This window comes from Cellulomonas bogoriensis 69B4 = DSM 16987, from assembly GCF_000767165.1.
Taxonomy (GTDB): Bacteria; Actinomycetota; Actinomycetes; order Actinomycetales; family Cellulomonadaceae; genus Actinotalea; species Actinotalea bogoriensis.
The window spans coordinates 1-2,457 of the sequence record NZ_AXCZ01000264.1 but is presented as its reverse complement, the minus strand read 5'-3'; the positions used below and the strand labels follow the sequence as shown (position 1 = coordinate 2,457).

Here is a 2,457-nt window from a genome sequence, read left to right as displayed (position 1 = left end):
CACCCACGGCCCCCGCACCCGCGGCCACGGGAACCGCCCGGGGCGCGGCCTCGGCACGGAGCCGGGACGCGGCGTCGGCGATCCGGGCGAGGTCCACGGCGAAGGCGATCAGTGCCACCGCGTAGGCGGTGGTCGCCCCCCACGCCAGAAGGGTGCTGACCTCGGCGATGCTCATGACTCTCCCTCGTGCGGTTCGTCCTCGGCGGCGGGGGCCGGGGGCACCTGCCCCGGCAGGGCGCACAGGACCCGGTCCAGCTCTCCGCGCAGCCCCAGGTCATCGCCCCTGGCCAGGGCAGCGGCCTCGACCACTGTACGTCCGTCGACCTCGGTGGCCGTCACCCAGACCCGGCGCCGGGGCGTGAACAGCGACACGCTCAGCCCGACCAGGGACAGGGCCGAGAACACCAGGATCCACGTCAGGGCGGGGTCGTGGCGCAGGTCCACCGCCATGAAACGGGGCAGCTCGGTGAACGTGATCGTCCCCAGCCCGTCGGGAAGGTCCACGGTCTGCCCCGGCTCGACCATGAGCGTCACGGGTGTGCCGTCAGGTTCGGTCGCCTGGGTCATCCGGTCGGTGTCCAGCTCGTACACGTTCTGCGGCACGCCGTCGTCCAGACCGAGGTCACCGGTCCACACCGAGAGCATCAGCAACGGCGCCAGCGGCTGGGGGTAGACCGACCGGGCACCGATCGGCGTGACCTCCGCGCTGGGCAGCAGGTACCCCACCAGCCCGATCTGGTCACCGGTGGACACGTCGGGCACCTTCACCACCCCGCGCGAGGTGTACACGGCGTCCTCGGGCAGGAACGGCACCGCACCCTCGAACGCGACCTCACCGGCCGCGTCGCGGACCTCCACCTGAGGGGCGTACCCGTTGCCCATCAGGTAGACCTTCGCCGCACCGGCGTCCAGGGGGTGGTTCACGCGGATCGTCTCGCGACGGTCCGGGCTCCCCGGCTCACGCACGTGCACGTGCGCCGCGAAGTCCCGCGGGCTCGCGGCGGCGTCCTGGGTGAACTCGGCCTCGAACCGGTCCAGGGTCATGGTGAAGGGCACCAGGGAGCGCGGGTCGAAGGCGGTGCCGGCCTCGAACGTGTCGTAGTCGGTGACGGCGTTGGCGAACCCACGGCCCTCGACCACCAGGGCCTGCCCCCGGTAGTGGAGCATCTGACCGGTCGCGACCGAGACCAGGATCCCCACCAGCGCCAGGTGGAACAGCAGGTTCCCGCTCTCGCGCAGGTACCCGCGCTCGGCGCTCAGGCTGCCCCGCGGCCCGTCGGTTGGGTGGACGTCCACCCGGAACCGGGGCAGGGCGCGACCGCGCAGCGCCCCCCGGGCGGCGTCCAGGACGGTGCTGACGTCGGCGTCCACCGTCCGCACCTCGTGCACGGCGAACCGCTCCAGGCGCCGGGGGACCCGCGGCGGCCGTGCCCGCAGCGCCCGCAGGTGGACCCGGGTGCGCGGCACGATGCACCCGATCAGGGACACGAACAGCAGCAGGTACACCGCGGAGAACCACACCGAGGCGAACACGTCGAAGAAGCCCAACCGGTCCAGCCACGGGCCCAGGCCGGGGTTGTCGGCCAGGTACCGGGCCACGGCGGGGGGGTCCTGGGGGCGCTGCGGCAGGACCGATCCCGGGATCGACACGACCGCCAGGAGCATCAGGAGCATCAGCGCAACCCGCATGCTGGTCAGCTGACGCCACATCCACCGCAGGAACCCGACCGCACCCAACGACGGGACCTGCACCTCGGGCCGGGCGTACGGGTCGCCCTCGTGGCCCTCGGGCCGGTAGCCGCTCATCACACCACCGTCTCGAAACCGGCGATCAGGCCCTGCAGCGACTGGGTCCACCGGCCCCACAACCCGCTCACGAGCGCCAGTCCCACCAGCACCAGCACCGCACCACCGGTGCGGGTGACGGCGCGGCGGTGCCGGGCCAGGAACCGCAGGGCACGGGTGGACCGCTCGAACCCGAGCGCGATCAGCACGAACGGCAGACCCAGGCCCACGCAGTACGCCACCGACAGCACCGCACCCCGACCGGCGGACGCCTCGTCCAGGGCCAGGGTGTAGACCGCGACGAGGGTGGGGCCGATGCAGGGCGCCCACCCCAGGCCGAAGACCAGCCCGAGCAGCGGAGCGCCCCACAGCCCGGCACGCGGGGCCAGGTGCAGCCGACGCTCACGCTGCGCGAACGGCACCCAGCCCAGGAACACCACACCCATGAGGACCACGACCACCCCGAGCGCACGGGTCAGAGGGTCGCTCCACTGGTGCAGCATGCCCCCGACCGACCCGGCCAGCACACCGAAGGCCACGAACACGACCGTGAACCCGGCGATGAACAGCCCGACGCCCGCGAGCATCCGGCCCCGACCCACCCCCGCGAGGGAGGGCGCCACCGGGGTCCCGGGCGCCGTGCCGGGCGCACCCTGCCCGGGCGGCTCGGCG

At 73.5% G+C, this 2,457-nt stretch carries 2 protein-coding genes; both read right to left on the bottom strand.

Annotation, left to right across the window (positions count from 1 at the left end; all coding sequences use genetic code 11):
* Window positions 1-171: 171 nt before the first annotated feature.
* On the bottom strand, window positions 172-1,806 hold the full coding sequence (gene resB / locus N869_RS14370; RefSeq protein ID WP_084137248.1) for a cytochrome c biogenesis protein ResB: 1,635 nt from the start codon (window positions 1,804-1,806) through the stop codon (window positions 172-174).
* Window positions 1,806-2,457 (bottom strand): cytochrome c biogenesis CcdA family protein (locus N869_RS14365; protein WP_052105614.1); only part of this gene is annotated, 652 nt, incomplete at its 5' end. The genes N869_RS14365 and resB, both read right to left, overlap by 1 nt.

Coding starts and splice junctions, on each gene's coding strand:
- resB (WP_084137248.1), bottom strand. CDS start 1,806: ATGAGCGGCTACCGGCCCGAGGGCCACGAGGGCGACCCGTACGCCCGG.